The organism is Streptomyces sp. LE64 (assembly GCF_052606915.1).
Window position 1 is genome coordinate 5,589,732 of sequence record NZ_CP199708.1, and the last position, 22,953, is coordinate 5,612,684.

The window sequence follows — 22,953 nt, forward strand, 5'->3', positions numbered from 1 at the left end:
GGTCAACCCCGCGGGGTCGACCGGGGCCGCGCTCCGCCCGGGGCGCCCTCGGCGTCCGGCCCGCCAAGGACGTCGCGGGCGAAGCTCGGCCTACCGGGCTTCGCCGGGCGGCGGGGGTCCGAGGGACGCCTCCACCTCCGCCCGGTGCCGGACCAGCCGGTCCCGTAGTTCCCGGAGCCGCGAGATCCGGTCGTCCAGCGACTCCAGCCGGTGCCGCACGGTGTCCAGTTCCCCGCTGCACCGCGGTCCGTCGGTCAACGGGCGCTCCAGGCAGCCGCGTTCCAGGTAGTGGCGGACGTCCTCGGTGGTGAGTCCGGTGTCGAGCAACTCCTTGATGTTGCGGGCCCGCACCAGGGCGGCCCCGTCGTACTCCCGGTACCCGTTGTCGTTGCGGGCGGGCACCAGCAACCCCTGCTGCTCGTAGTAGCGCAGGGAGCGGGGGCTGGCCCCGATGTGCTCCGCGAGTTCCCCGATGCGCATCTTCCTCCTCCGTCCGGTGCCAGGATCCCACCCCGGCCGGCAGGCGCCCGGCCGAGGGGCGTCGCCGACAAATGGGTGGCGGACGGTCACGCGGCGGGACTACCCTTCGGACGTTCCGTCGGAAGGGCGCCGCGTCGTGCCCGCGCCGGCGGCGGTTCGTCGGTTCGTCGAGGTGGAGCAGGAGGTGAGGACAGTGGTGACGGTCATGGTCACGGGCGCTGCCCGCACGCAGGAGTTCGTCCTCCCCATTCCCGTGGTCTCCGGCTGACACCCAATCCGTCCGCGCGCAGCGCGCCGCCGGGGCCACCCTCCGAAGGGTTTCCCCGCTTTGTCCAGCAATCCGCTCGACCCCTCCGCCGGTCCGTCCGGCCCTTCCGCATCCTCCGACGGCCGTGCCGACGCCGTCCACGCCGCCCTCGCCCCGTACGGCTGGGACCGGGACTGGGCAGACGCGTTCGCCCCGTACGCCGCCCGCGGCCTGGTGCCCGGCCGGGTCGCCCGGGTGGACCGCGGACTGTGCGACGTCCTCGCGCCCGAGGGCACGGTGCGCGCCGACACCGAGTTCGTCGTGCCCCGTGACCCGATGAAGGTCGTCTGCACCGGCGACTGGGTCGCCGTCGACCCGGCCGGCGGCGATCCGCGGTACGTGCGGACCCTGTTGCCGCGCCGCACCGCCTTCGTCCGCTCCACCTCCTCCAAACGGTCCGAGGGCCAGATCCTCGCCGCCAACGTGGACACCGTCCTCATCGCGGTGTCCCTCGCGGTGGAACTCGACCTCGGCCGGATCGAACGGCTCCTCGCCCTCGGCTGGGAGTCCGGGGCACGGCCCGTCGTGGTCCTCACCAAGGCCGACCTCGTCCCCGACCCGGTGACCCTCGCCCATCTCGTCCGGGACGCGGAGACCAGCGCACCGGGCGTGCCCGTGCTCCCGGTCAGCGCCACCACCGGTCAGGGGCTGGACGTGCTCGCCGCCGTGGTCGCCGGCGGCACCGGCGTGCTGCTCGGCCAGTCCGGGGCGGGCAAGTCCACCCTGGCCAACGCCCTGCTCGGGACCGAGGCCCAAGCGGTCCAGGCCGCTCGGGACGTCGACGGCAAGGGACGCCACACCACCACAACCCGCAACCTGCTGGTGCTCCCCGGGGGCGGCACCCTCATCGACACCCCGGGGCTGCGCGGCGTGGGGCTCTGGGACGCCGGGAGCGGGGTCGACCAGGTCTTCTCCGAGATCGAGGAGCTGGCCCGCGACTGCCGTTTCCACGACTGCGCCCACCAGTCCGAACCGGGCTGCGCGGTGCAGGCCGCGGTGGACGAGGGGGCGCTGCCCGAACGGCGCCTCGACAGCTTCCGCAAGCTCCAGCGCGAGAACCGGTACATCGTCGCCAAGACCGATGCCCGAGCCCGGGTCGAGATGCGCCGCGAGGGCCGGCGCCGGGGGATGATCGGCCGGGCCGCCCAGCAGGTCAAGCGCGAGGGCCGCGGCTGACCGCGGTGCCGAGCGGCCCGGCGCATCGGCGCCGGGCCGCTCGGGCGCCGTGTCGGATTCCTGCCAGCCCCTGGGCGGGCCGCCCGGGACAATGGACGGGTGACGGAACGACGCACGAGCACCCCGACCCCGCCCCGACCGACCGCCGAACCGCTGTGGACCACGGTGGACGGTCCGCTGGGCACGCTGCTGCTGACCGCCGACGAGGACGGCGCACTGACCTCCCTGTCCGTTCCCGGACAACGCGGCGGCCGGCCCCCGGGCCCGGCTCCCCGGCGCGCCGAGGAGCCGTTCCGGGCGGCCCGCGAGCAGCTCGGCGCCTACTTCGCGGGGGAACTCACCGCCTTCTCGCTCCCGCTGCGCCCCTCCGGCACCGAGTTCCGACACCGCGTCTGGGACGCCCTCGACGCCGTCCCGTACGGGGCCACCACCACCTACGGGCGGATCGCCGCCGAGATCGGGGCCTCCCGGGCGGCGGTCCGCGCGGTGGGCGGCGCGATCGGCGCCAACCCGTTGCTGGTGCTGCGCCCCTGCCACCGGGTGATCGGCGCGGACGGCTCCCTCACCGGCTACGCGGGCGGCCTCGACCGCAAGACCCGTCTGCTCGCCCTCGAAGGAGCCCTGCCCGGCGACTGACGCACCCCGCCGGCCCGCTGCTCCGTACGGGTGGGGCCGGCGGCACGAAGGGCGCTCAGCCCCACACCAGCACCCCCAGCCAGGCCGCGATCACCAGCAGGCAGGCGAACCACTCCACGAGCACGTTCCAGCCGCCCAGCCGCAACACGGTCCGGGTGGAGGCCAGGGCCTCGCCGCGGCCGCCGAGCCGGATCCGCTCCCCGAGGTAGATCCCCGCCAGGAAGCCCGGCACCGCGCCCACCACGGGCACCAGGCAGAACCCCAGCAACGAGCCCGCGCCCGCGTACCCGGCCAGCCGCCGGGTGGCGGCGGTGTGCCGCAGCCGGCGGGGCGGCAGCAGCCAGCGCACCGTCTGGGCCACCAACAGCGCCGCGGTCGCCCCGACCAGCACGGCCCAGGCCACGGTGCGGGTGTCCTGCACCGCCCACCAGGCCAGCCCCGCCCACACCAGCCACGCCCCGGGCACCCCCGGGACCATCACCCCGCAGAGCCCGAACAGCAGCACCAGGCCGACCAGCAGGAGTTCCCACGCTCCCATCCGCCCAGCGTGCCGGAGGGCGCGCCGGCGCGCCCGGCGGGGCGTTCAGCGGGGGCGGCCCACCCAGCCGTGCTCCCGGGCGTGCCAGCCGAGCTGGAGCCGGGTGGTCACCCCGGCGCGTTCCATCAGCCCCCGCACCCGTCGCTGCACGGTGCGCAGACCGAGGTCGAGCTGCTTGGCCACGCTGGCGTCGGTCAGCCCGGCCAGCAGCAGGGACAGGATCGCCAGGTCGGTCCCGTCCGGCGTCTCCGGCACGGACGCTCCCTCGGGCTCGTGCGGGGCCCCTCCCAGGTGCAGGGGCCGGGCGTGCCGCCACACCGTGGCGAAGAGGCCGTACAGGGACTCCAGCAGGGCGCAGTCGTGCACGACGAGCGCCGAGGGCTCGTCGGCGTGCTCCGACAGCGGCACCATCGCCAGCGAGCGGTCCGCGATCAGCAGCCTGGTGGGCACCCGCTCGGCGACCCGCACCTCCTCGGCGCGGCCGAAGGCGGCGCTCACGTCCCGCACTCCGGTGGGCCGGGTCAGCACCTCGTGCTCGACCACCACCCGGTAGGCCACCCCGCGGTCGGCGGCCCGCGCCCGGGTCCCCTCCTCCGCGTCCGCACCGGCGATCGGGCCGTCGGTCACCAGGGCGCAGACCTCCTCGACCGCACCGAGTTGGAGTTGCAGGAACCGTTGTGTCACGGCCGCACGGCCGGTGACCACCTCGACCAGCTCGTGCACGCCGGGCTCGCTCCTGCGCGCCCGGTACTCCCGGGCGAGCAGCGCGGCCGAGGACTCGGCCCGTTCGAGTTCGTGCCGCCGTCGTGTCACCAGGGCGCCGAGCGCCACGTCGGGGGGTGCGGCCACCCAGCGTCCGGGGCGCCCGGACGTCTGCGCGGCCAGTCCGTGCCGCTCCAGGTGCCGCAGCGCCCGTTCGGTGGCCACCTCGCCGAGCGGGAGCCTGCGGGCCAGGTCGAGGACGTCGGCGGCGCCCAGGGAGACCAGGGCGCGGTAGGCCGCTTCATGGGTTTCGTCCAGCCCCAGCGCGGACAACATCTGACGGCTTCCTCCCCGTGCGTTCACCGTTGCCGCCCATCATCCCCGCACCCCCCGCCCTGACGGCAAGGTGCGGGCGACCGGTCCGGGGCGCTCGGCCTCGGCCGGACGCGCTCCACCGGCAGGAGGGGCGGACTTCGGCCAACTTGCAGGGGCGGACCCAGCCGCACCGCACGGGCGAGAGGGAAGGGGGGCACACCTGTGGGCACATGGTCACGGGTCCGCCCCGGGGCCGAGCGTACCGTCCTGACCTGGGGAGATCGCCATCGGGGCGGTGTCGCACCGGAACCTGCTCCGGTGCGTGGCTCGCTTTGTCGATTCATCTCCTTCCGGGTCGGCTGATTTTCTGAGTGACCGTTTTCGGGCGCGGCCGGCCGTGGACAATGTCGGCATGAGCCAGCAGGGGGAGCGGACGTCGGCCCGCCCGGAGGACGATTGGTGGGGCGACCTGTACGCGGGGTGGCCCCAAGTGGCCCGGGTGCCGGCCCAACCCTCGGCGCGCGCGGAGGGCGCCCAGGACCTCGAACACACCGCCCCGGCCGAGGCGGGGGCGAAGGCCCCGGAGCCCGCCGGTGCGGCACCGAGCGCCACCCCCGGGCGCTCGGCGGCGGGACCGGTGGAGCCGCCCGCCCCGGTGACCCCCGGCGCCCCGCCCCCGTCCCGTCCGGCGGCGCCGGCCACGGCCCCGCGGCCGCCCTGGCAGCCCGGCGGCGCCGTCTCCGAGCCGCGCACCTTCCGGCTGGGCCGGTTCGGACGCCGCAGCACCGGGGGCGGCGAGGGGGACGACCCGGTCGTGGTGGCGCTGCCGCCCCCGGTGGAGCACCTGGGCGACCGGTCGCCCGCCCACGAGGGGGAACCGACCGCCCTGCCCGCCGCCGACCCGGACGCCCTGGCCGAACTGGTCCCGGACACCGTGCTGGACGGCGCCCGGTACGGAACCGGCACCCTGCGGACCGTCTCCACCCGGGGCGACGCCGCCCGCCACGGCGGCGGAACCCGCCGGGACGCCCTGCTGACCGCCCGGTTCGGCACCGGGGACGACGCCCTGGTCCTGGTCGCCGTGGCCACCGGGGCCGGCCCGGCCGGCACCCACCGGGCCGCCGCCGAACACATCGCGGGTGCTGTCGGCCGCAGCCACGAACGGCTCGCCGCCGACCTCCGCGCCAGCCGCCGGGGCGAGTTGAAGTCGGGTCTGCACCGGCTCACCGACCGCAGCCTCGGCACCCTCCGGGCCGGCCTTCCGGGGGCGGCCACGGAGGCCGCGGCGGATGCGCTGAGCCTGCGCTGCCTGCTCCTCCCGGCCGATCCCGCCTGCCGGGTGCGGGTGTTCTTCGGGGTCGGTGACGGCGGGCTGTTCCGCCTGCGCGAGGGGGCGTGGCAGGACATCGAGCCGCGGGTCACCGACACCGCCGGCGAACCGGTCGTCGGCTTCGGCTCGCCGCCCGGCGACGCGGACCGGGCACCCGCGGGCCCGCGCTCCGTCACCCCGCCGGGCCCGCTGGATCCGGAACCCTTCGGGGCGCCCCGCGCCCCGTTCCGCTTCCGCGCCTCCGTCGCCCGCCCGGGGGACGCCCTGCTGCTCTGCTCGGAGGGCCTCGCCGTCCCGCTGCGCGCCGAGCAGGCCCTCGCGGCCCATCTCGCCGGCCGCTGGGCGGACGGGCCCCCGGGGCTCGCCGCCTTCCTGGCGGACGCCACCGTCCGCGTCACGGGGTACGCCGAGGACCGGACGGCCGCGGTGGTCTGGGAGGCGTAACCCCGCGGCCTGTGCCTTGATGGACGCAACGCATACCCGGGCCGGAAACGGGCACGGGCGCTGACGACCGGAACAGGCGTGCGGGGACGAGGCGCAACAACGGCCCCGCGAGGCACGGACGGGGTACGTGGAGCCATGGCCAAGCAGAACGTCGCCGAGCAGTTCGTCGACATCCTCACCCGCGCGGGTGTCCAGCGGTTGTACGGGGTGGTGGGCGACAGCCTCAACCCGGTGGTCGACGCCATCCGCCGCAACCCGGACATCGACTGGGTCAGCGTCCGCCACGAGGAGACGGCGGCCTTCGCGGCGGGTGCTGAGGCCCAGATCACGGGACGGCTCGCGGCCTGCGCGGGCTCCTGCGGGCCCGGCAACCTGCACCTGATCAACGGGCTCTACGACGCCCACCGCTCGATGGCGCCCGTCCTCGCCCTGGCCTCCCAGATCCCGTCCAGCGAGATCGGCCTCGGCTACTTCCAGGAGACCCACCCGGACCAGCTCTTCCGGGAGTGCAGCCACTACAGCGAGCTCATCTCCAACCCGCGGCAGATGCCCCGGCTGCTCCAGACCGCCGTGCAGCACGCGGTCGGGCAGGGCGGGGTGAGCGTGGTGTCGCTGCCCGGGGACATCGCCGCACAGCCCGCCCCCGAGCGGGCGGCCGAGAGCGCGCTGGTCACCTCCCGGCCCACGGTCCGCCCCGGGGACGCGGAGATCGACCGACTGGTCCGGATGATCGACGCGGCGGACAAGGTCACCCTCTTCTGCGGCAGCGGCACCGCGGGGGCCCACGCCGAGGTGATGGAGCTGGCCGGCCGGATCAAGTCCCCGGTCGGACACGCCCTGCGCGGCAAGGAGTGGATCCAGTACGACAACCCGTACGACGTGGGCATGAGCGGGCTGCTCGGCTACGGGGCCGCCTACGAGGCGACCAACGAGTGCGACCTGCTGATCCTGCTCGGCACCGACTTCCCCTACAACGCCTTCCTGCCGGACAAGGCCCGGATCGTGCAGGTCGACGTGCGCCCGGAACGGCTCGGACGGCGCTCCAAGCTGGACCTCGCGGTGTGGGGCGACGTCCGGGAGACCCTGCGCTGCCTGCTGCCGCGGGTCGCGGAGAAGACCAACCGCCGCTTCCTGGACAAGATGCTGAAGAAGCACGCCGACGCCCTGGAGGGCGTCATCAAGGCGTACACCCGCAAGGTCGACAAGCACGTGCCGATCCACCCGGAGTACGTGGCGTCGGTCCTGGACGACCTGGCCGCCGAGGACGCGGTGTTCACGGTGGACACCGGGATGTGCAACGTGTGGGCCGCCCGCTACCTCTCGCCCAACGGGCGCCGCCGGATCATCGGCTCGTTCTCGCACGGCTCCATGGCCAACGCGGTGCCGCAGGCCATCGGCGCCCAGTGCGTCGACCGCGACCGGCAGGTGGTCTCGATGTCCGGGGACGGCGGCTTCGCCATGCTGATGGGCGACTTCCTGACCCTCGTCCAGCACGACCTGCCGGTCAAGGTGGTGCTCTTCAACAACTCCTCCCTCAGCATGGTGGAGTTGGAGATGCTGGTGGCCGGGCTGCCCTCCTACGGCACCGACAACCGCAATCCGGACTTCGCGGCCGTCGCCCGCGCCTGCGGCGCCTACGGGGTGCGGGTGGAGAAGCCCAAGGACCTGCCGGGCGCCCTGAAGGCCGCCTTCCGGCACCGGGGCCCCGCCCTGGTCGACGTGGTCACCGACCCCAACGCCCTCTCCATCCCGCCCAAGATCAGCGCCGACATGGTGACCGGCTTCGCACTCTCCGCCTCCAAGATCGTGCTGGACGGCGGGGTCGGCCGCATGGTGCAGATGGCCCGTTCCAACCTCCGTAACGTGCCCCGACCGTGAACCCCTGCGCCCCCGTGAGCCCCGATCCGCCGCGCCCCGCGCCCCCGCACGTCGGTGCGCCGGGCGCACGCCATACCGCGACACCCCCGCCCACCGCGGGAGGCGTGCACCGGACCGGTACGGGCATGCATTCCGTAACGGGGGCCGAGAGGTCGTGCGGACCCCGTCGCAACCGAACGGCACGGACGACCGGCGGACGTTGACGCACACACGAGGACGCGGAAGGCGGCGGGCAGACCATGGGGGCGGGGGCCATGAGGGGGCGGACGAGAGTGCGACGGCTGAAGCGGCGGTTCACCCGGACGGAGGACCTGCGCGCGGTACCGGAGTCCCGGCGCGCGGTACGGGAACTCCTCGACCACTGGGGGCGGCCGGGACAGGCGGAGACCGCCGAACTGCTCACCAGCGAACTGGTCACCAACGCGCTCGTGCACACCGAACGCGCCGCCGTCCTCCGGGTGGCGGCCGACCCGCGACGGTTGCGGGTGGAGGTGCGGGACTTCGTCCGCAGACGCCCCGAGAAACGGGTCCCGGTGCCGCACGAGGGAACCGGTGGGCGCGGACTGGTGCTGGTGGAGTCCCTGTCCGACCGGTGGGGGGTGCGGGGCCACGGCTTCGGCAAGGCGGTGTGGTTCGAGTTGGAGAGCGGCCACCCCTGACGGCCGCGGGGCGGCGGCACCTACCGGTACCACCGCCCCGTGAGGGTCCCGCACCGGAACCATCCGGTGGCCGGGCGTCAGCCGAACTGCTGCTCCAGGTCCTTCAGCTTGCGTTCCAAGGAGTCCAACCTCGGCAGGGCCTGGGTGTCGTCCTCGGCCGTCAGGTCGACCGTGATGGGCTCACCTTTCCGACGGACGGGGGCGAGGGAACGCGGTGATGCGGGCGAGGGCGGCTGTTCCTCCGGTATGGCAGGGTCCGCGCCGGACTGGGCAGAACCCGTGCCCGCCGTCACCGCGGGCTGCACCTCCACCTGGCGTCCGCCGCGGGTCAGGACCCCCCGGTGGTGGCTGCGGCTGATGGCCTTCAACTGAGCGCGCTTCAGCTTCTGCTGCTCGCGCTGGACCTGACGGTTGTGCAGCTTCTGACGGCGGTCCTCCCGCACCTCGTCCACGGCCTCGTCCAGTGTGCGCACGTTCTCCAGCAGCATCAACGACCAGGCCGCGAAGGTCTCCCGGGGAGCGCGCAGCCAACGGACCACCCGGATCTGCGGCAGCGGACGGGGCACCAGGCCCTGTTCGCGCAGCGCGGCCCGGCGGGTCTGCTTCAGCGCGCGGTCGAAGAGGATCGCCGCCGACAGCGACATCCCCGCGAAGAAGTGCGGAGCACCCGCGTGCTCCAGTCCGCGCGGGGCGTGCACCCAGTTGAACCAGGCGGCGGCACCGGCGAACAGCCACACCAGCAAGCGCGAACCGAGGGCCGCGTCTCCGTGGCTGGCCTCGCGGACGGCCAGGACGGAGCAGAACATGGCCGCACCGTCCAGACCGAACGGAACGAGGTACTCCCAGCCGCCGGACAGGTTCAGGTTCTGCCGGCCGAAGCCGACCAGCCCGTGGAAGGACAACGCCGCCGCGACGGCCGCACAGCAGAACAGCAGCACGTAGGAGGCGGTGGCGTACATCGCCTCCTTGCGCCTGCGGCGCTCCTCGCTGCGCTCCCAGGAGTCGTCCGCGGGCTTGGACTGCTCCTTGGCCCGCTTGGACCGCGCCAGCACCGCAACCGCCGCCAGAATGCCCAGGAGCAGAACGGCGCCCGGAAGCAACCAGTCAAGCGATATGTCGGTCAATCTCATCACGCGTCCCTTGCGTCGCAGTAGGGCTTTTCGGGCGCCATCGTTCCTCAAACCCGGAGCCGGACAGGAGCTTTCGGTGCAAGAGAACGCCAAGGGGGTGTGGGGAGCCACCACGTGTCGCCATCCGCTCGAACTCCCGCGCGAGTGGTGCGAGTTGAGTTCGCCTCACATTACCGGTACGGGCTGTTCAGGAGGAAGCTGCCTCACTGAGCCTGGCCACCCTATCCTCATCGCAGGTCCGGGGGCACGTGACGCAGGTTTCCTCGGGGCGCAGCGTATAGAACAAACAGCAGCTCGCGCGGTCGCGGGTTGGCAAAGACTGCCCGTGAGGGCCCGTCAACATCCGGAAGTCCGCGGCCCCCGCGTAGGGCTTGGTCGCCCCCGGCAGCAGCGCCTCCAGCTCGCGCATGCCGCGCTCCTCCTCGCCGAGGAGGTGGGAGACGTACCAGAGCCCCTCCACGATCTCGTCGGTGGCCATGCCCCACAGGGCCCGGCCGCGCCGGCGCATGCGCGGGCCGAACCCGCCGAGCAGCGGCTCCAGGTGCTCGGCCACCGCCGCCCGCACCTCCACCCGCAGCGCCTCCTCGTCGGGGACCACCCGGGCGTCGGGGTGCTCGGCCAGCGGGTCGTCCGGAAGGCAGGAGAACGTGCCCACGCGCACCGACATCCGTCCCAGGGCCCGTTGGAAGGAGACCCGGTCGGTGGGGAAGCGGGGCACCCGGCGGTGCAGGAACCAGGGCAGGGTGATGAGGAGGCAGGCGGGCCAGGCGTAACGGTGCAGGCCGAAGCTGGCGACCACGTCGGGCCGGGCCTGCTGACCGTAGTCCCGGAGCACCTGGGCCGCGTCCCAGGCGAGGAAAGCGTCCAGTTCCGCGCCTCCGGCGGACAGTCGGGTCGCGGTCACCCAGCCGCCGCCTTCCGGCTGCCGTTCGCCGGGGGCCAGTTCGTCGATCCTGAGTCCGGGGAAGACCTCGGTCAGCCGGGCGTAGGCCGCGGCGACGGGGGAGGGGGAGAGGGGCGGACGACCGTCGGTGACCGTGCACGGGCGTGCGCCATGCGAGCGGGGGATCTCCACGGCGGGGGCGGGAGTGCTCATCCTGGACCACCGAATCATGAATGCCGACAGGTAAGGCTAACCTTACCCGATGTGATCGTGGTGTGGGCCGGGGGCCGGTCGGCCTATGGTTCTCGGGAGCGGTCACCGGGCCGCCGCAGTGCACGAGCGCCGGAGGAGGACCCCGATGACCCGTCCCGGACCACTGCCCGCACCGGTCCCGACCGGTACCGGCCCGGTCGACGACGACCGCACCCCGCGGGCCCCGGGCCGCCCGCCCCGGCCGTTAGGGGACCCCGCCCGCCACGCCTCCGCCGCCCCGGTCGGACAGGAGCGTGGTCGGGTACCGGTCCAGGCCCGTCCCGGCGACCCGGGGCCGAGCGCCCGCGGGGAGCACACCCACGACCAGCCCCCGCCGCTGCCCCGTCGCGGCTCCGTGGTCCGCGCCAGCGTGCGCGGCCAGGTGCTCGCCGCGCTGCGGGTCGCGCTGGTGGAGGGGGAACTGGCACCCGGCGAGGTGTACTCCGCGCCCCTGCTCGGCGAACGGCTCGGGGTCTCCGCCACCCCGGTGCGCGAGGCCATGCAGCAACTCGCCGCCGAGGGCGCCGTCGAGGTGGTGCCGAACCGGGGCTTCCGGGTGGTGGAGCGCAGTGCCCGACAACTCGCCGAGCTGGCCGAGGTGCGGGCGCTGATCGAGGTGCCCGTGCTGCTGAGGCTCGCCACCACCGTGCCCACGGCCTGCTGGGCCGAGCTGCGTCCGCTGGCCGAGGCAGCCGCCGCGGCGGCTGCGTGCGGCGACCGCGCCGCCTACGCGGAGTCGGACCGCGCCTTCCACCGGGCGCTCCTCGCCCTCTCCGGCAACCAGCAGTTGGTGCAGGTGGCCGACGACCTGCACCGCCGCGCCCAGTGGCCGTTGCTCAGCGGCCCGCTGCCGCGGCAGCAGGCCGACCTGATGGCCGACGCCGCCGAGCACACCGCGCTCCTCGACGCCTTGGCCGCCCGGGACGCGGACGCGGTCCAGCGACTGGCCCGCGCCCACTTCTCCGGTTCCTGAGCCGCGGCCGGAGGCCCGGGCTCAGGAAGCCGTCGGCTCGGCGCTGCGCGCCGCGAGCGCCTGGGCGGCGGCCAACTGGCCGCCGAGCCAGGTGGGGACCCCGCCCAGCAGGCGCAGCAGCCGTCCGGCCTCCTGGCGCAGCCGGGTGGCCTCCGGCTCCGGTTCCGCTTCGGCGAGCGAGGCCAGCGCCGGGGCGGTGCCGACCAGGTAGCCCAACTCCTCGCGGATGCGCAACGACTCGGCGAAGCCGTGCCGGGCCCCGCCCCGTTCGCCCTCGCGCAGGTCGAGCCCGGCCAGCTGGCGCCAGGTGAACGAGAGCAGCAAGGCGTCCCCGGCGGTGGTGGCGGCGGTGTGGGCGCGCCGGTAGGCGGCCCGGGCGGCCTCCGGGGAATCGGTCAGGTTCTCCGCGATCAGGCCCCGGCGGAAGTCCAACAGCGCCCGTCCCGGTGCCTGCGGCGCGATCAGGGCCGCGGCCCGACCGAGCGCGGAACGGGCCTCGTCGGCGCGGTCGCGCACCCCGAGCAGGGTGGCGGCGTAGGCGAGTTGGCCCCGTTCGCAGGCGGCGGCGCCCCGTTCGTCGTCCCCCCGGGCCAGGGCTTCGGCGGTGCGCAGCGCGTCCTCCGCCTCCGCCCAGCCCTGTTCGGTGTAGAGGCAGCGCTCGACGAACAGGGCGACCCGTTGGAGCGCCGCTCCGAAGTCCGTCCGGGCCCGTCGTTCCAGCAGTGCGGCGGCATCGCCCCAGCACGCGCGCGAACGCAACCGCCATACCGCGGTCTGGAGCGGATCGTCACTGGAGGTCGTTCCTGAACCAGACACCGCGGTAAACGCCACATCGCCCTCCCCGAGCACACCCTCGTGTTCCTGAGCCGATGCGGAATCTCAGCACGGAACCGAGGGCCGGGCCAAGAGGATGGGTGAAACTTTTCACAAAGTCTTGGGGGTGCGCACCGGAGCGGAGCGGGGTAGCAGCGGTGTCCGGGAGGCGACGGCGGACGACCGGAGACGCACGGGCCCCTTGGGGGTCAGCTCATCCGCAGGGCGAGGAAGAAGTCCAACTTGTCCTCCAGCCGGGACAGGTCCCGCCCCGTCAACTGCTCGATCCGTCCGACGCGGTAGCGCAGCGTGTTGACGTGCAGGTGCAGTCGGGCGGCGCAGCGGGTCCACGAGCCGTCCGAGTCCAGGAACGCCTCCAGGGTCTCCACCAGGTCCGCCCGGTGCCGCCGGTCGTAGGCCCGCAGCGGGTCGAGCAGCCGTGCGGTGAACGCCCGCCGGACGTCGTCGGGCACGAACGGCAACAGCAACACGTGCGAGGCCAACTCCTGGTGGCCCGCCGCACTGACCGGGCCGGGCCGGGCCGCCGCCACCCGACGGGCGTGCCGGGCCTCCTCCAGGGCCCCGCGCAAGCCCTCCGCCGAGTGCACCGCCGCGCTCACCCCGAGGGTGAGCCGCCCGCCCTCGCCGAGCCCGGCGGTCAACGGCTCCCGCACCGACCGCAGCAGCGTTTCGGCCACCAACTCGCCCCGGGCGGGGCCCTCGCCCGGCTCGGCGTCCCGCTCCTCGGCATCGGACGCCACCAACGGCACCAGGGCGACGGCCTCGTCCCCGGCATAGGCCACGGCGATCCGGTCCGCCGGCCCGGTCCCGGTCGCCAACGGGTCGACCAGGACCTCCTCCAGCAGTGCCCGGGCCAGCCGACCCCGGTCCTCGACGCCCTGCTCGGCGCCGGTGCCCCGACCGTCCGGCGCCCCGGACCCCTCGATGCGGGCCACCACCACCTGCCAGTGGGGGGCGGTCGTCCGGCCCGGCAACAGCACCGGTCCGGCCACCCGCAGCCGGGCTGCGACCTCGGCGGGGGCCGCGTCCGAGCGCACCAACTCCCACACCTCGTGGGCGAGCTGCCGCCGCACGGTGCGCGCCGCGTCCCGGCGGTCCCGTTCCACCGCGATCAGCTGGCCCACCCCGTGCACCAGGTCGAGCCGCTCCTCGGGCCAGTCCGCGATGTCGGCCGCCACCACCAGCACCCACTCGGTGAGCGCGGCCGCGGTGCCCGCGAGCTCGCGCGCCTCCCGGGCGCCGCCCGGCGCGGTCCGCCCGCCCCGCACCGGGAACAGTGCATAGGGGGCGTCGCCGACCGTCGTCCGGTAGGGGCCCCGTCGACCGCTGCGCACCGCGGTCAGGTGCGCTGTCGCGAGCGCCGTGCACGCCTCCTCGGAGAGCGTGCGTCCGGCGGTGTGCGGGCCGGCGATCCGACGCCCGGTCGGGGAGAGCACCCAGGCCCGCAGGTCCAGGTCGGTGCCGAGCAGGTCCAGCACCGCGTCCGGGCCGCCGCCCCCCGGGCCGGGGGCCATCAGCCTGCGGTGCCGGTCGACCACCGCCGCGAGGTCGCCCGCGCGCTCCCCCGAGACCTGCCGCACCACGTGCTCGGTGATGGTGGCGAAGGCCACCCGCTCGTCGACCGAGAACAGCGGCACCCGGTGCCGGACGCACACCGCGACCAGGTCCTCGGGCACGTCCCCGAGTTCCGCCTCGCCGACCGCGAGGGCGGCCACCCCGGCGCCCGCCAGGACGCGCACGAACGGTTCGGGGTCCTCCGCACCGCGCCGCCAGGCCAGCCCGGTGAGCACCAGTTCGCCCCCGGAGAGGTAGCGGCTGGGGTCCCGCAGGTCGGTGGTCATCACCCCGCGCACCGTGCGGTCCAGTTCGTCCGCGCCGCTGAGCAGCCGCAGCCCCAGCGCGTCGGTGTCCAGCAGTGCGCGCAGCCGCATGTGTCGCCGCCGATCCTCGTGGTCCTGCCCGTGTCCGGAGGCCGTCCCGGGGGTCGGCCGAACGCCCCGGGGCCGACACCCACGGGAAGCCGTTCTTCATACGAATCTACAAGACCGGACATCTGGCCAGCCAATCCGCGGACCGCTCCGACCGCTCAGCGGCCCTCGCGCAGCAGGCCGTCGACGGTGCGCCCGAACAGCCGTCGACCGGCCGCCGCGAGCAGCGGGTCCCCGGGGCCGGGGAGTCCGCGCACCCGGAGCTCCTCCCGCCACCGCACCCGGGCGCCCGAGGAGTCGGAACGCACCTCGATCTCCGCCCAGCCGTGCACCAGCCGTCCCCGCTTCTCCAGACGACAGCGCCCGGGGCCGGACCCGGTGGGCGGCATCCACACGGTGATCTCCATGGGGTCGTCGAACCCGAGGCGGCCGATCCCGGTGCGGGCCACGCACCGGGTGCCGGGGCCGACCGGCGGCGGGGTGGTCACGGTGATCCGGGTGAAGGGGACGTACACGCCGTGCCGCTCCCAGTCGACCAGCCGCCGCCACGTCTCGATCACGGTGAGCGGGGAGTGCCGTTCCACGATGACGAGTGCCATGCCCCGAGCCTAAGGGCCGTCCCGCCGACCCCGAACCGCGACCGACCACTCGCAGGGACACCTTCGCACCGCCCGACGCCGGTCCGCCCGCCGTAGGGTCGCTCGCATGAACCCCTGCGACCTGGGCCAGTTCCTCCACAGCCGCCGTGCCCGCACCACTCCCGTGAACGCGGGCCTGGTGCCGCCGCCCGGGCGCCGTCGCGTCCCGGGGCTGCGCCGCGAGGAACTGGCCCGGCTGGCCGGGGTGAGCGTGGCGTACTACACCAGGCTGGAACAGGGGCACAGCCGCAACGCCTCGGACTCCGTGCTGGACGGTCTCGCCCGGGCCCTGCGCCTGGACGAGACCGAACGGGCCCACCTGTACGACCTGGCGCGCGCCCCCCGGCGGGTCACCCGTCGCCCCGCGCCGCCCGAGGTCCCGCACCCGAGGACCCTGGCCCTGCTGGACGCACTGCCGGGGCTGCCCGCCGTGCTGCTGGGCCGCCGCAACGACGTCCTGGCCTGGAATCCGCCGGGGCACGCACTGCTCGCCGGCCACCTGGACCCCGAAGCGCCGGAGGACCCGGCGCGGCGGCCCTCGCTGACGCGGATGCTCTTCCTGGACCCCCGCTCGCGCGAACGGGAAGCCGACTGGGAAGCGTACGCACGCACCCACGTCGGCCATCTGCGATTGGTCGCCGGCCGCCACCCGGACGATCCCGAGCTCGCGGCGCTCATCGGCGAACTCGCCATGAAGAGCCCCGAGTTCACCGCGCTCTGGGCCGTGGGGCACGTGCGGGACTGCACCTTCGGCAGCCGTCGGCTGAACCACCCGGAGGCCGGCCCGCTGGAGCTGACCTACCAGGTGTGGCTCCAGCCCGACAGTCCCGACTGCCGGCTGGAGGTCTACACGGCCGAGCCCGGTACCCCGTCGGCGGACGCCCTCGCCCTGCTCACCGGCGCCGCCGCCCCGGCACCTCGACGAGGCTGAGCCCGTTCCGCCGCGGCGGACCACCGACCCCACCACCGACCTACCGGGCCGCGCGCCGTCCGGCGATCAGCGCTGCCCGCTGTCGGAACGAACCAGGAGACCCTCGTGACCACCCACCCCGTGCCCCCCGTCCCCCGCCGGTCCGCCCCGGAACCAACCGGGCCGCGCCTCGCCCTCGTGGTGGGCGGCACCGGCATCGCGGGCCGCGCCCTGTGCCGGGAACTCGTCGAGCGCGGCTGGCAGGTCCTCAGCCTCTCCCGGACCGCTCCGGAACCCCGGGCCGGGGTGCGCGCGGTCACCGCCGACCTGACCGACCCGCGGTCGGTGGCGGCGGCGCTGGCCGGGCTCGCCCCGACCCGGGTGTTCCTCACCGCCTGGAGCCCGCGGGCCACCGAGGCGGAGAACATCGCCGTCAACTCCGCGATGGTCCGCCACGTGCTGGACGCCGCCGGCGGTGCGGGCCGTCTGCGCCACGTCGCCCTGGTCACCGGCATGAAGCACTACACGGGGCCCTTCGACGCCTACGCCTTGGGGGAGATCAGCGACACCCCGTTCCGGGAGACGGCGCCCCGGCTGCCGGTGCCGAACTTCTACCACGCCCAGGAGGACGAGCTGTGGCGGGCCGCGTCGCGGTACGGGTTCTCGTGGAGCGTCCACCGGGCGCACACGGTGATCGGCCACGCGGTGGGCAACGCGATGAACATGGGCACGACCCTGGCGGTCCAGGCCGCCCTGTGCCGGGAGACCGGGCGGCCGTTCGTCTTCCCCGGCAACGAGGTCCAGTGGAACGGGGTCACCGACATGGTCGACGCGGGGCTGCTCGCCCGGCAGATGATCTGGGCCGCGACCACCGAGGGGCTGCCCAGCCAGGCGTACAACGCCGTCAACGGGGACACCTTCCGCTGGCGCTGGATGTGGCCCCGGATCGCCGAGTTCCTGGGCGTCGAGCCGGAGGGCTACGCCGACCGGGCCCGACCGCTGGCGGAGCAGATGGCGGGGACGGAGGAGACCTGGCGGAGGATCGCGGCCCGGGAGAGGCTCGTCGAACCCGTCCTGGGGCGGGTCGCCTCCTGGTGGCACACCGACGCCGACCTCAACCGGCCCGTGGAGTGCTTCGCCGACGTGTCCCGCAGCCGTGCTGCGGGGTTCACCGAGCACGTCGACACCCTGGCCGCGTTCGCCTCGCTCTTCGCGACCCTGCGCGCCGAGCGGGTGGTGCCGCCCCGTCCCTGAATCGCCGGGGTTCCCGCCTGCGCCGCGGTCGGCCCGGGTCAGCGGTAGATGGTGCCCGGTTCGGGCACGCCCGGGGCGAAGAGCTGGGAGACGGTGACGAAGGTGTAGCCCTCGGCCTTCAGCTTGTCGATGATGCCGGGCACCGCGGGGACCGTGCCGCGGTAGATGTCGTGGAGCAGGATGATCCCGTCCCGTCCGGCCTGCTTCAGGACCCGCTCCTCGATGAGGTCCGAGTCGTTGGTCTTGTAGTCCTTGGCCGTGACCGTCCACAGGATCTCGGAGAGCCCGAGCTCGCGCGAGACCTCGTTCACGTCGTCGTCGGTGCGGCCCTGCGGGGGGCGCATCAGCGTCGGCTTCTTGCCGGTGAGCTCCTCTATCGCGTCGTTGGTCCGCTTCAGCTCCACGCGCACCTCCTCGGTCGAGAGGTCGGTGAGCCGACGGTGGGTCCAGGTGTGACTGGCCACCTCGTGCTTCTCGTCGGCTATTCGCCGGACCAGCTCGGGGTAGGTGTCGATGTGCTTGCGGCCCAGCAGGAAGAAGGTCGCGGGGACCTTCTCCTCCTTGAGGATGTCCAGCAGGCGCGGGGTGTACTTGCCGGGGCCGGCGTCGAAGGTGAGCGCTATGCACTTCTCCTTCCGGCAGTCGACCGGGCCGGAGACGTTCTTGCCGTCGTCCGCGGCGGCGGCCCGGACGTCCGCGGGGGACTCGGTTTCGAGGCGGCCCCAGTTGGTCAGCCAGCCGGTGGTGACCACGGCGGTGGTGACGATCACCACAGCCGCGATGACGGTGCGCGGACGCAACCTGAAGCGACGCTTGCCCGTCTTGTTGGCCGTGACGGGTTCCTGGGGCGCGGTCGCGCCGAGCTGATCATCGGATTCATGCATGGGCGTCACTATACGCAGGGTGTATACACGGAATTCATAGTGGGGGTGCCGGGCGCCTTCCGGCCCGCCGGGCCCACCGGCTCCGGGCCCGTGGGGCCGCACCGCGGTGGTCGGACCCGGACCGGCCCGACCCCGCGTCAACGGGATGTCAACGTCCGGGGCCGACCCGCCAAGGGCCCGTCAAGACCGGCCCGGTCGACCCCGTGCGCGGGGTTGTGTGGGGGCAGAACGGAACCCCGACAGCCGGACGCGCGCCATGCCGCCCGGCGCCCCGAAGGAGCCGAGCCGTGACCGTGGAGAACGTGGTGGGCCTGCTGGTCGCCCTGGGCCTGATCGGCTACCTGGTGATCGCGCTGATCTTCCCCGAACGGTTCTGAACCGGGGAGTCCGAGCACCGTCCGGGCCCGAGGGGCCCGGACGCCGGCGTGCGCCCCGGCCCGTGCCGGGCCGCCCCTGCACCCGCATCGCATGCCCCCGCGTGCGCCGGTCGAGCGGGGGTGCCCTCGTGCGGCGTGCGGCCCCGCGGCGAGCGCTCGCGGGGGTTGGACGCCGGGGGGTGCCGGGCCGGCGCGAGGCCCCTTCCGCCTCTCGCGTCACACCCTTGTCCGCCCTCCCGTCGGGCGATCTTTGTGCAGGTCAGGGCGGGCGGGCCCGAAGGACGTATGGGAGCCGTCAAGACCGCGCCGGCCGCCGTAAGAGGAGCGTCAACGAAGGGCCGGTGTCCGCCCGGGAGCGGTTTCCTCAAACCCGTCCGATTGTCTGATTACGCCCGGTCGATCATGCCGGCCGTCCCGCACACCCAGGAGCTCACGATGGCCGACGTGGCCTTCGTCGTCACCACGATCGCGGTCTTCGCGCTGGTGGCGCTCGTCGCCAAGGGGGTGACGAAGCTGTGACCGTCGAGAACACCGTCGGCCTGGTCGTGGCCGTCGCCCTGCTGGGCTATCTCGTCCTCGCCCTCATCTACCCGGAGAGGTTCTGAGCCCGGTCATGAGCCCCGAACTCGCTGGAGTGCTCCAGCTCCTGGCGCTGATGGCCGCGCTCGCGCTGGCCTACCGCCCGCTGGGCGACCACATGGCACGCGTCTACTCCTCCGACCGCCACCTGCGGGTCGAGAAGTGGGCCTACCGGGCCATCGGCGCCAACCCCGGCGTCCAGATGCACTGGCCGGCCTACCTGCGCGGCGTCCTCGCCTTCTCCCTCGCCGGCGTCCTCTTCCTGTACCTGCTGCAACGGGTCCAGGGCAGCCTGCCCGGCTCCCTCGGCTTCGCCTCGATCGACCCCGACCAGGCGTTCAACACCGCGGCCTCCTTCGTCTCCAACACCAACTGGCAGTCCTACTACGGCGAACAGGCCATGGGACACGTCGTCCAGACCGGCGGCCTCGCGGTGCAGAACTTCGTCTCCGCCGCCGTGGGCATGGCCGTCGCGGTCGCCCTGGTCCGCGGCTTCGCCCGCTCCCGCACCGGTGAACTCGGCAACTTCTGGGCCGACCTGGTGCGCGGAGTGGTCCGCATCCTGCTCCCGCTCGCGGTGGTCGGCGCCCTGGTGCTGGTGGCCTGCGGCGCCCTCCAGAACTTCGCCGGCATCCACGAGGTCGGCCAGTTCGCCGGAGACGCCCAACAGTGGAACGGCGGTGCCGTCGCCTCCCAGGAGGTCATCAAGGAACTCGGCACCAACGGCGGCGGCTACTTCAACGCCAACTCCGCCCACCCGTTCGAGAACCCCAACGCCTTCACCAACCTCTTCGAGGTCTTCCTGATCCTGCTGATCCCGTTCTCCCTCACCCGTACCTTCGGCACCATGGTCGGCTCGGTGCGCCAGGGGTACGCGATCCTCGGCACCATGGTCGCCATCTGGGTCGCCTTCATCGTCCTGATGTGGTGGACCGAGTTCGCCCACCGCTCGCCCGCCTACGAGATCGCCGGCGGTGCCATGGAGGGCAAGGAGACCCGGTTCGGCATCGCCGGTTCGGCGATCTTCGCGGTCTCCACCACGCTCACCTCGACCGGCGCGGTGGACTCCTTCCACTCCTCCTACACCGGGCTGGGCGGCGGGATCACCCTGCTCGGCATGATGCTGGGCGAGATCGCGCCCGGCGGCGTCGGCTCCGGGCTCTACGGCATGCTGATCATGGCCATCATCGCGGTGTTCCTCGCTGGACTGATGGTCGGCCGCACCCCCGAGTACCTGGGCAAGAAGATCGGCACCCGCGAGATCAAGCTCGCCGCCTGCTACATCCTCGTCACCCCGACGCTCGTCCTCGTCTTCACCAGCGCGGCCATGGCCCTGCCCACCCCGCCGGACTCGATCCTCAACCCCGGCGCGCACGGCTTCACCGAAGTGCTCTACGCCTACACCTCGGGCGCCAACAACAACGGGTCGGCCTTCGCCGGCCTCGGCGCCGACACCCAGTGGTACAACACCACGATCGGCCTCGCGATGCTGCTCGGACGGTTCGTCCCCATGGTGTTCGTGCTGGCCCTCGCCGGCTCGCTCGCCGCGCAGCAACCCGTGCCCGTCACCTCCGGCACCCTGCGCACCGACAAGCCGCTGTTCACCGGGCTCCTCGCCGGAACCATCCTCATCATCACCGGTCTGACCTACTTCCCCGCCCTGGCCCTCGGCCCGCTCGCGGAAGGGTTGGCGTGATGACCCCGCGCACCGACAACACCGCAGGTGACCCCATGACCGTTTCCGCGCCGCCCGGCGCCTCGCCGACCCGGGCGCCCCACCAGGACGTCCCGACCGGACGCAAGGACCAGGTGGGCGCCGGCCTCTTCGACCCGGCGCAGCTGCTGCGGTCGCTGCCCGACGCCGTCCGCAAGCTCGACCCGCGACTGATGGTCAAGTCGCCCGTCATGTTCGTGGTCCTGGTCGGTTCGGTGCTCACCACCGCCTTCTCCCTCACCGACCCCGGCGACTGGTTCGGCTGGACCATCTCCGCCTGGCTCTGGCTCACCGTCCTCTTCGCCAACCTCGCCGAAGCCGTCGCCGAGGGGCGCGGCAAGGCCCAGGCCGACACCCTGCGCAAGGCCAAGACCGACACGGTCGCCCGGCGCCTGGCCGCGGACGGCCGCACCGAGGAACTGGTGCCCGGCACCGAACTGCGCGTCGGGGACCGGGTGGTGTGCGAGGCGGGCGACATCATCCCCGGGGACGGCGACGTCGTCGACGGCGTCGCCTCCGTCGACGAGTCCGCCATCACCGGCGAGTCCGCACCCGTCATCCGGGAGTCCGGAGGCGACCGCTCCGCGGTCACCGGCGGCACCAAGGTGCTCTCCGACCGGATCGTCGTGGCCATCACCACCAAGCCCGGCGAGACCTTCATCGACCGGATGATCGGCCTGGTCGAGGGCGCCGCCCGGCAGAAGACCCCGAACGAGGTCGCGCTCAACATCCTGCTCGCCTCGCTCACCATCGTCTTCCTGCTGGCGGTGGTCACCCTGCCGCCGTTCGCCGAGTACGCCGGGACCGAACTGTCCATGGTGGTGCTGGTGGCGCTGCTGGTCTGCCTCATCCCCACCACCATCGGGGCGCTGCTCTCCGCCATCGGCATCGCGGGCATGGACCGGCTGGTGCAGCGCAACGTCCTCGCCATGTCCGGCCGCGCCGTCGAGGCCGCCGGCGACGTCTCCACCCTGCTGCTCGACAAGACGGGCACCATCACCCTCGGCAACCGTCAGGCCGCCGCGTTCGTCCCGGTCGACGGGACCACCGAGGCCGAGGTGGCCGACGCCGCGCAGTTGTCCTCCCTCGCCGACGAGACCCCCGAGGGCCGCTCGATCGTCGTGCTCGCCAAGGAGCGGTACGGGCTGCGCGAGCGCCACCGCGGGGAGTTGGCGGACGCCGACTGGATCGCCTTCACCGCCCAGACCCGGATGTCCGGCGTCGACGTCGACGGCCGCAAGGTGCGCAAGGGCGCCTCCGGGGCGGTCCTCGCCTGGGTCCGCGACCAGGGCGGCACCATCGCCCCGGACGCCTCCGCCCTCGCCGAGGGGATCTCCGCCTCCGGCGGCACCCCGCTGCTGGTCGCCGTCGAGGACGGGGCCGGAGCGCGGGTGCTCGGGGTGATCCACCTCAAGGACGTGGTCAAGGACGGCATGCGGGAACGGTTCGCCGAACTGCGCCGCATGGGCATCAAGACCGTCATGATCACCGGGGACAACCCGCTGACCGCGAAGGCCATCGCCGAGGAGGCGGGCGTCGACGACTTCCTCGCCGAGGCCACCCCCGAGGACAAGATGGCCCTCATCAAACGGGAGCAGGCGGGCGGCAAGCTGGTCGCGATGACCGGCGACGGCACCAACGACGCCCCGGCGCTCGCCCAGGCCGACGTCGGCGTCGCCATGAACACCGGCACCTCCGCCGCCAAGGAGGCCGGGAACATGGTCGACCTCGACTCCAACCCGACCAAGCTGATCGAGATCGTCGAGATCGGCAAGCAACTGCTGATCACCCGCGGCGCGCTCACCACCTTCTCCATCGCCAACGACGTGGCCAAGTACTTCGCGATCATCCCCGCGCTGTTCGCGGCGGTGTACCCGGGCCTGGACACGCTGAACGTCATGCGGCTCTCCTCGCCCGACTCGGCGATCCTGTCCGCGGTCGTCTTCAACGCGCTCGTCATCATCGCCCTGGTCCCGCTCGCCCTGCGCGGCGTGCGCTACCGGGCGGTGAGCGCCGACCGGCTGCTCCGCCGCAACCTCGGGGTCTACGGACTCGGCGGGCTGATCGCGCCCTTCCTCGGCATCAAGGCCATCGACCTGCTCATCTCCCTCATCCCCGGGATCGGCTGACCG

22 protein-coding genes are annotated in these 22,953 nt (G+C 73.8%); 13 read left to right on the forward strand and 9 right to left on the reverse strand.

Annotated features, from left to right (window positions below; all coding sequences use genetic code 11):
• Window positions 1–90 precede the first annotated feature (90 nt).
• The gene (locus ACSMX9_RS24945) at window positions 91–480 is read right to left on the reverse strand and encodes a MerR family transcriptional regulator (protein ID WP_445397154.1); all 390 of its coding nucleotides are present in this window, start codon (window positions 478–480) and stop codon (window positions 91–93) included.
• A gap of 328 nt (window positions 481–808) precedes the next feature.
• On the opposite strand from ACSMX9_RS24945, the gene rsgA reads away from it, so the two are divergent.
• Window positions 809–1,963 (forward strand): ribosome small subunit-dependent GTPase A, encoded by a 1,155-nt coding sequence (gene rsgA, locus ACSMX9_RS24950; RefSeq protein ID WP_445397156.1) that lies wholly within the window; start codon window positions 809–811, stop codon window positions 1,961–1,963.
• A 99-nt stretch (window positions 1,964–2,062) separates the two neighbouring features.
• On the forward strand, window positions 2,063–2,599 hold the full coding sequence (locus ACSMX9_RS24955; RefSeq protein ID WP_445397158.1) for a methylated-DNA--[protein]-cysteine S-methyltransferase: 537 nt from the start codon (window positions 2,063–2,065) through the stop codon (window positions 2,597–2,599).
• A gap of 55 nt (window positions 2,600–2,654) precedes the next feature.
• On the opposite strand, the gene ACSMX9_RS24960 is transcribed toward ACSMX9_RS24955, so the two are convergent.
• Both ACSMX9_RS24960 and ACSMX9_RS24965 read right to left on the reverse strand, forming a co-directional pair.
• Window positions 2,655–3,137 (reverse strand): DUF456 domain-containing protein, encoded by a 483-nt coding sequence (locus tag ACSMX9_RS24960; protein WP_445397160.1) that lies wholly within the window; start codon window positions 3,135–3,137, stop codon window positions 2,655–2,657.
• Between the two features lie 45 nt (window positions 3,138–3,182).
• Entirely contained in the window at window positions 3,183–4,175 is a 993-nt protein-coding gene (locus tag ACSMX9_RS24965) for a helix-turn-helix domain-containing protein (RefSeq protein WP_445397162.1), read from the reverse strand.
• 391 nt (window positions 4,176–4,566) lie between these two features.
• On the opposite strand from ACSMX9_RS24965, the gene ACSMX9_RS24970 reads away from it, so the two are divergent.
• From ACSMX9_RS24970 to ACSMX9_RS24980, 3 genes are all read left to right on the forward strand, one after another.
• The gene (locus tag ACSMX9_RS24970) at window positions 4,567–5,928 is read left to right on the forward strand and encodes a protein phosphatase 2C domain-containing protein (protein ID WP_445397164.1); all 1,362 of its coding nucleotides are present in this window, start codon (window positions 4,567–4,569) and stop codon (window positions 5,926–5,928) included.
• A 135-nt stretch (window positions 5,929–6,063) separates the two neighbouring features.
• A complete protein-coding gene (locus tag ACSMX9_RS24975; RefSeq protein WP_445397166.1) occupies window positions 6,064–7,806 on the forward strand; it encodes a pyruvate dehydrogenase in 1,743 nt (580 codons plus the stop codon).
• A gap of 254 nt (window positions 7,807–8,060) precedes the next feature.
• Window positions 8,061–8,465 carry an ATP-binding protein gene (locus tag ACSMX9_RS24980; RefSeq protein WP_351239645.1) on the forward strand — a complete coding sequence of 135 codons (405 nt, stop codon included), beginning with the start codon at window positions 8,061–8,063 and terminating at the stop codon, window positions 8,463–8,465.
• A gap of 77 nt (window positions 8,466–8,542) precedes the next feature.
• Here the strand turns inward: ACSMX9_RS24980 and ACSMX9_RS24985 are convergent, their stop codons facing one another.
• Together ACSMX9_RS24985 and ACSMX9_RS24990 are read right to left on the reverse strand one after the other, a co-directional pair.
• Window positions 8,543–9,595, reverse strand: a complete 1,053-nt coding sequence (locus tag ACSMX9_RS24985; RefSeq protein ID WP_351239423.1) for a DUF2637 domain-containing protein — start codon at window positions 9,593–9,595, stop codon at window positions 8,543–8,545.
• Window positions 9,596–9,782: 187 nt separating this feature from the next.
• Window positions 9,783–10,691, reverse strand: a complete 909-nt coding sequence (locus ACSMX9_RS24990; protein WP_445397168.1) for a (2Fe-2S)-binding protein — start codon at window positions 10,689–10,691, stop codon at window positions 9,783–9,785.
• Window positions 10,692–10,836: 145 nt separating this feature from the next.
• On the opposite strand from ACSMX9_RS24990, the gene ACSMX9_RS24995 reads away from it, so the two are divergent.
• Window positions 10,837–11,703 carry a GntR family transcriptional regulator gene (locus tag ACSMX9_RS24995; protein WP_445397170.1) on the forward strand — a complete coding sequence of 289 codons (867 nt, stop codon included), beginning with the start codon at window positions 10,837–10,839 and terminating at the stop codon, window positions 11,701–11,703.
• A 21-nt stretch (window positions 11,704–11,724) separates the two neighbouring features.
• Here the strand turns inward: ACSMX9_RS24995 and ACSMX9_RS25000 are convergent, their stop codons facing one another.
• From ACSMX9_RS25000 to ACSMX9_RS25010, 3 genes are all read right to left on the reverse strand, one after another.
• The gene (locus ACSMX9_RS25000; protein ID WP_445397172.1) at window positions 11,725–12,534 is read right to left on the reverse strand and encodes a hypothetical protein; all 810 of its coding nucleotides are present in this window, start codon (window positions 12,532–12,534) and stop codon (window positions 11,725–11,727) included.
• A gap of 191 nt (window positions 12,535–12,725) precedes the next feature.
• Entirely contained in the window at window positions 12,726–14,468 is a 1,743-nt protein-coding gene (locus tag ACSMX9_RS25005; protein ID WP_445397174.1) for a PucR family transcriptional regulator, read from the reverse strand.
• Window positions 14,469–14,623: 155 nt separating this feature from the next.
• The gene (locus tag ACSMX9_RS25010) at window positions 14,624–15,064 is read right to left on the reverse strand and encodes an SRPBCC family protein (protein WP_445397176.1); all 441 of its coding nucleotides are present in this window, start codon (window positions 15,062–15,064) and stop codon (window positions 14,624–14,626) included.
• Between the two features lie 106 nt (window positions 15,065–15,170).
• Between ACSMX9_RS25010 and ACSMX9_RS25015 the strand changes: the two genes are divergently transcribed.
• Window positions 15,171–16,034 (forward strand): helix-turn-helix domain-containing protein, encoded by an 864-nt coding sequence (locus ACSMX9_RS25015; protein WP_445397178.1) that lies wholly within the window; start codon window positions 15,171–15,173, stop codon window positions 16,032–16,034.
• Between the two features lie 105 nt (window positions 16,035–16,139).
• On the forward strand, window positions 16,140–17,267 hold the full coding sequence (locus ACSMX9_RS25020) for an SDR family oxidoreductase (RefSeq protein ID WP_445397180.1): 1,128 nt from the start codon (window positions 16,140–16,142) through the stop codon (window positions 17,265–17,267).
• Window positions 17,268–17,305: 38 nt separating this feature from the next.
• Here ACSMX9_RS25020 and ACSMX9_RS25025 read toward each other — a convergent pair whose 3' ends face one another.
• Window positions 17,306–18,151 (reverse strand): polysaccharide deacetylase family protein, encoded by an 846-nt coding sequence (locus ACSMX9_RS25025; RefSeq protein ID WP_445397182.1) that lies wholly within the window; start codon window positions 18,149–18,151, stop codon window positions 17,306–17,308.
• Between the two features lie 287 nt (window positions 18,152–18,438).
• Between ACSMX9_RS25025 and kdpF (ACSMX9_RS25030) the strand changes: the two genes are divergently transcribed.
• The 5 genes from kdpF (ACSMX9_RS25030) to kdpB all read left to right on the forward strand — a co-directional run bounded on the left by kdpF (ACSMX9_RS25030) (window position 18,439) and on the right by kdpB (window position 22,950).
• Window positions 18,439–18,528, forward strand: a complete 90-nt coding sequence (gene kdpF / locus ACSMX9_RS25030) for a K(+)-transporting ATPase subunit F (RefSeq protein ID WP_351239405.1) — start codon at window positions 18,439–18,441, stop codon at window positions 18,526–18,528.
• A 378-nt stretch (window positions 18,529–18,906) separates the two neighbouring features.
• The gene (locus ACSMX9_RS25035) at window positions 18,907–19,047 is read left to right on the forward strand and encodes a hypothetical protein (protein WP_351239403.1); all 141 of its coding nucleotides are present in this window, start codon (window positions 18,907–18,909) and stop codon (window positions 19,045–19,047) included.
• On the forward strand, window positions 19,044–19,133 hold the full coding sequence (gene kdpF, locus ACSMX9_RS25040) for a K(+)-transporting ATPase subunit F (RefSeq protein ID WP_351239401.1): 90 nt from the start codon (window positions 19,044–19,046) through the stop codon (window positions 19,131–19,133). The genes ACSMX9_RS25035 and kdpF (ACSMX9_RS25040) overlap by 4 nt, the downstream gene beginning before the upstream one ends.
• A gap of 8 nt (window positions 19,134–19,141) precedes the next feature.
• On the forward strand, window positions 19,142–20,803 hold the full coding sequence (gene kdpA / locus ACSMX9_RS25045; protein WP_445397184.1) for a potassium-transporting ATPase subunit KdpA: 1,662 nt from the start codon (window positions 19,142–19,144) through the stop codon (window positions 20,801–20,803).
• Window positions 20,804–20,838: 35 nt separating this feature from the next.
• Window positions 20,839–22,950 (forward strand): potassium-transporting ATPase subunit KdpB, encoded by a 2,112-nt coding sequence (gene kdpB / locus ACSMX9_RS25050; RefSeq protein WP_445397186.1) that lies wholly within the window; start codon window positions 20,839–20,841, stop codon window positions 22,948–22,950.
• The last annotated feature ends 3 nt before the right edge of the window (window positions 22,951–22,953 follow it).